Source organism: Paraburkholderia sp., from assembly GCF_035501035.1.
In the GTDB taxonomy this organism is placed as follows: domain Bacteria; phylum Pseudomonadota; class Gammaproteobacteria; order Burkholderiales; family Burkholderiaceae; genus Paraburkholderia.
Genome location: NZ_DATJWR010000479.1, coordinates 1 through 4,144, shown reverse-complemented (window position 1 = coordinate 4,144; position 4,144 = coordinate 1). Strand labels below are relative to the sequence as shown.

General features: G+C 66.5%; 4 protein-coding genes and 1 pseudogene. 3 read left to right on the top strand and 2 right to left on the bottom strand.

Features of this window, described 5'->3' with window-relative positions:
• Complete coding sequence (locus VMJ11_RS33070; protein WP_325625318.1) at window positions 1-732, top strand: histidine phosphatase family protein; 732 nt, start codon at window positions 1-3, stop codon at window positions 730-732.
• Window positions 733-812: 80 nt separating this feature from the next.
• On the opposite strand, the gene VMJ11_RS33065 is transcribed toward VMJ11_RS33070, so the two are convergent.
• Both VMJ11_RS33065 and VMJ11_RS33060 read right to left on the bottom strand, forming a co-directional pair.
• Complete coding sequence (locus VMJ11_RS33065; RefSeq protein WP_325625316.1) at window positions 813-1,634, bottom strand: Cof-type HAD-IIB family hydrolase; 822 nt, start codon at window positions 1,632-1,634, stop codon at window positions 813-815.
• Window positions 1,635-1,856: 222 nt separating this feature from the next.
• Window positions 1,857-2,753, bottom strand: coding sequence for a BadF/BadG/BcrA/BcrD ATPase family protein (locus VMJ11_RS33060; protein WP_325625315.1), 897 nt, complete (start codon window positions 2,751-2,753; stop codon window positions 1,857-1,859).
• Between the two features lie 179 nt (window positions 2,754-2,932).
• Between VMJ11_RS33060 and VMJ11_RS33055 the strand changes: the two genes are divergently transcribed.
• On the top strand, window positions 2,933-3,526 hold the full coding sequence (locus tag VMJ11_RS33055; RefSeq protein ID WP_325625314.1) for a DNA-3-methyladenine glycosylase I: 594 nt from the start codon (window positions 2,933-2,935) through the stop codon (window positions 3,524-3,526).
• Between the two features lie 382 nt (window positions 3,527-3,908).
• Window positions 3,909-4,144, top strand: a pseudogene (locus VMJ11_RS33050) (hypothetical protein); the annotation flags it as partial.

Here is a 4,144-nt window from a genome sequence, read left to right as displayed (position 1 = left end):
ATGAAGCGTTCACGCCCCCGGCCGATCCGGCCAGCCCCGATGCTCGCTGCATGCCTCGCCGCACTGGTATGCGCGTGCGCGCCGCTGCCCCAGGCGGCCGGCGCCAGCGAGACGGCCTCGGCCCACACGAACGCGAGCGGCACGCCTGCCGCGAGCGCGATGACCGAGACGCGCAACGTCGAGACACTCGTATTCGTGAGGCACGGCGAAAAGCCGCCCGAGGGACTCGGCCAGCTCGACTGCAAAGGCCTGAACCGCGCGCTCGCGCTGCCGGCCGTGATCGCGGCCAAGTACGGCAAGCCCGATGCCATCTACGCGCCCGACCCCGGCGAGCAAAAGGACGACGACGGCCATCCCTACTACTACGTGCGGCCGCTCGCGACTGTCGAGCCGACCGCGATCCAGTTCGGCATGCCGGTCCAGACGCCCTACGGTTACTCGCAGATCGACTCGCTGCAAGCCAAGCTAGTCGATCCGGCATGGCGCGGCCGCACGGTGCTCGTCGCCTGGGAGCATCGGGAGATCGAGGGGTTCGTGCGCCGCGTCGTTGCCGCGCATGGCGGCAACGCGAGCGACGTGCCGCGCTGGGAGAGCGCGGACTTCGACAGCATCTATGTGGTGCGCATCGACTGGAGTGGCGAGACCCCGCGCGCGCGCTTTTCGCGCGAGCGCGAAGGGCTGGACGGACGCGCCGACGACTGCCCCTGCGCGCAACTGCCTGCGGCTCAATAGCGCCGGGTAACGCCAGATGGCGCTCAGCTGCGATCGCGGCGACGGCGCGGCTGTTTCGTGCTTGTGAGTGCTGGTGAGTATTACGAAGCGAGTTCGTCGTCGAGCGCGAACAGCTTGCGCAGATGATGTGCGACACCGGCCTCGAAGTTATTCCCAATGCGCGGCACCGCTGGCAACCGCTTGATGAGATCGGGATTGGCGTTGTTCATCATGAACGGATGGCCCGCTGTTTCGAGCAGATCGATGTCGTTCATGTTGTCGCCGAACGCGATGCAACCCGCGGCATCCACGCCGAGCTGGTCGAGCACGACGCGCAATGCGCGCCCCTTCGAAACGCCCGCGACCATCACCTCGAGGCAATCGGGCAGCGAGTAGGTGACATAGAGCGCGTCGCCGAACTCGCGCGCGAGATTGCCCGCGACGTACGCGAGATCCGCCGGATCGCCGATGTAGAGCGCCTTGGCAATGCCCGCGCCCGCGTAGGCGCGCAAATCGGCAACACGGTACTCGAAGCCCGAGTCCTGGTGATACGCGAGCAGCTCCGGTGCGTGGCGGTCGATGAGCCAGGCGTCGTCGGTATACAGGCTCACGATCACGCGGCCGTGCGCACCCACGGTGTCGGCCGCAACGAGACGCTCGACGACAGGTTCGGACAGATTGCTCGCGTGGATCAGCGAGTCGTCGGGCGCATGCACGCGTGCGCCGTTCGCCGTGATCAGATACGGCCGGATGCCGAGCACGTCGCGAATGCCGGCCACGTCGCAGTAGTGGCGGCCCGTCGCGATGACGAACGGCAGACCCTGCGCGTCGAGCGTACCCAGCGTGGCGACCGTGAACGGATCGACCTGGTGGTCGCTGTTGAGCAGCGTTCCATCGAGATCGGTTGCAATGACCTTGTACATGGTGATCAGACCGCTAGCGGGAAACCGCTAATCGTAGCATTTGCGACCCGGCAATGCGTTTGATCCACGTTCCGAGCGCGTTGCCGGCATTTCGCGCCACATTCGACCCCCGAAGCAAAACATGAGGCCCGTCTTATGGCCCCGTCATGGCAGCCCTGCCGGACTCGCCTTCCGTACTGCCTTTTGTCGCTTTCCGCTTTCCGCCTTCCACCTTCCGGCCGATCAGCCCTGCTCCGCGGTGCCTGCCTGCCGCCCGGCTTCTTGCTGCGCGAGCCGCAACGCGCCGCTGGTGGAATCGTCGAGCGGGGCGCGCAAGCGATCGCGTACCGGCTGCGGCACCCATTCGCGCAGCGGCTGCCCGAGGCCGCCCGACAACGCTGCCGGCAAGCTGGCCGAAGGATCGAGCGCCGCGATGAGCTTCGCAATCTCCACTCCGGCGTCGGCCAGCAGCTTTGCGACGAATGGGTGCTCGCGATGCGCGAGGACGACCGGGGCGAGGCTCGCGTAAGCGGTCTGGTTGGCCGTGCACAGCCAAACGATGAGGCTGTCGCGATCGATCGCGCGTACATGCGCCAGCAGGGCCCGCGCCAGGTCGTCCATGACCACGCGGCCATCAAGCGCCTGCTGTGCCCACACGATTGCGCGCAGGCCGAACCACGCGCCGCTCGCTTCGTCGCCCGAAGGAAAGCCGAAGCCGCCAGCAATGCGGCACTGGCCGTCGGCCCCCAACGCAGCAGCAATGCTGCCGGTGCCGAGCGCGACCACCACGCCCGGTGCGCCGCCATGTGCGCCCAGCAGCGTCGTGTAAGCGTCGCTCTCCACTGCGAGGCCGGCGACTGGCGGCGCGGCCGCGCGAAACGCCGCGAGCCATTCGGGATTGTTCACGCCAGCAAGCCCGCAACCGAGCACGCATTGCGACCACTCGAACGCCAGGCCCGCTTGCGTGAACGCAACGCGGCAACCCTCCTCGATTGACTGCCAGGCGCGCTCGATGCCGAGCCCGAGCCCCGACGGCCCCGCCACCGCTCTCGCAAGTTCGACGCCGTTCGTGTCACCAAGCGCGACGCGGGTGCCCGTGCCGCCGCCGTCAACGCCAATCAACCAGGAATATTTCTGCATGATGTTCGCCGCGCCTCGCGCGCCTGTGGGTCGTGTTCAATCGTCGAAAAACGAGTCGTGCCGGAGAGACTAACGGCTTCATTGCGTGAGCACAATCGGCCGTCTGGCCAGGGTGGCGGCGCGGTGCCGATCCGCTATGCTTGCGTGGCCTGAATGACGTCTCGCAAGGAGAGCTCACCGTGACACACCGCTGCAACTGGGTATCGGCCAGTGCGTCGCCGCAATATGTGCAATACCACGACGAAGAGTGGGGCGTGCCTTCGCGGGACGACCAGCATCTGTTCGAAATGCTCGTGCTCGAAGGCGCGCAGGCCGGGCTGTCGTGGTCCACGATACTCAACAAGCGCGAGGGCTATCGTCGCGCGTTCGCCGGCTTCGACATCGCCAAGGTCGCGCGCTTCACACCGAAGCACGTCGAAAAGCTCATGGAGGACGCATCGATCGTACGCAACCGCGCCAAGATCGAGGCCGCCATCGCCAACGCCCGCGCGGTGCAGCAAATCCAGGCCGAGCACGGGTCGCTCGCGAAGTTCGTCTGGTCGTTCGTGAACGATGCGCCCATCCAGAACGATTGGGCCTCCTATCGCAATGCGCCGGCCTCCACGGAAGTTTCGGACGCGCTCAGCAAGGCGCTCAAAAAGTACGGCTGCAAATTCGTTGGCACGACGATCTGTTATGCGTTCATGCAGGCGGTGGGCATGGTGAACGACCACGAGCGTGACTGCATGTGCCGCGCCGCCTGCGCGGCGCTCGGCAAAAAGCGCCGCACCTGAAGTGCCTCGGCTGTCTGCGAGAACGCCCGCGACTGCATGCGAGCTGGTAGAGGTGGTGCGCAGTTGCGGCGTTTGTGCAACAGCGTGGCCGTGAGGCGCGCTCGATTCGGGAAAGTCCCAAGCCTTTGTCCCCATCCTTCGCAAACCCCTGCCCAGCAAGGCTTTGCGCAGGGCGCAAGTCCATTCGCGAGCTACGGGCCGCGGCGTTATCGCATCGCTATGGTGTGCCGCCCCACGTTTGTCTTCTGGCGTGCCGTTATAACGGGAAGTGAGTGCAGGCGCGTCAGGGGAACGCGTGGAAATGCCGGCTGGAAGACCGGCGGCGCCGCATTCGAAGGGAACTAACCGCTGTGCCCGCGCAGTCGGGCGACAGGGGGCTGAGATGAAAAACGTCCACTTCCTGACTCATCAGGAGATCTTCGACCGCGCGGTGGCCCATCTTTTTGGCCAGGGGCGCGCGGCACTCCTTCCGGGCGGTGGCGGCGCCTACCGCGGCGGCGCCTGTGGCGGCGGTCACGGCAGCGCACACAGCTATGGCGGCTGCCCGGTTGGCAGCTTCATCCGGCCGCGTGACTACATGAGCGCCATGGAAGGCATCCCCGTGCGCTACCTCGGCCG

Bases quoted from the DNA above. Each gene is read 5' to 3' on its own strand.
- VMJ11_RS33060 (WP_325625315.1), bottom strand. From the start codon at position 2,753: ATGCAGAAATATTCCTGGTTGATTGGCGTTGACGGCGGCGGCACGGGC.
- VMJ11_RS33065 (WP_325625316.1), bottom strand. From the start codon at position 1,634: ATGTACAAGGTCATTGCAACCGATCTCGATGGAACGCTGCTCAACAGC.
- VMJ11_RS33070 (WP_325625318.1), top strand. From the start codon at position 1: ATGAAGCGTTCACGCCCCCGGCCGATCCGGCCAGCCCCGATGCTCGCT.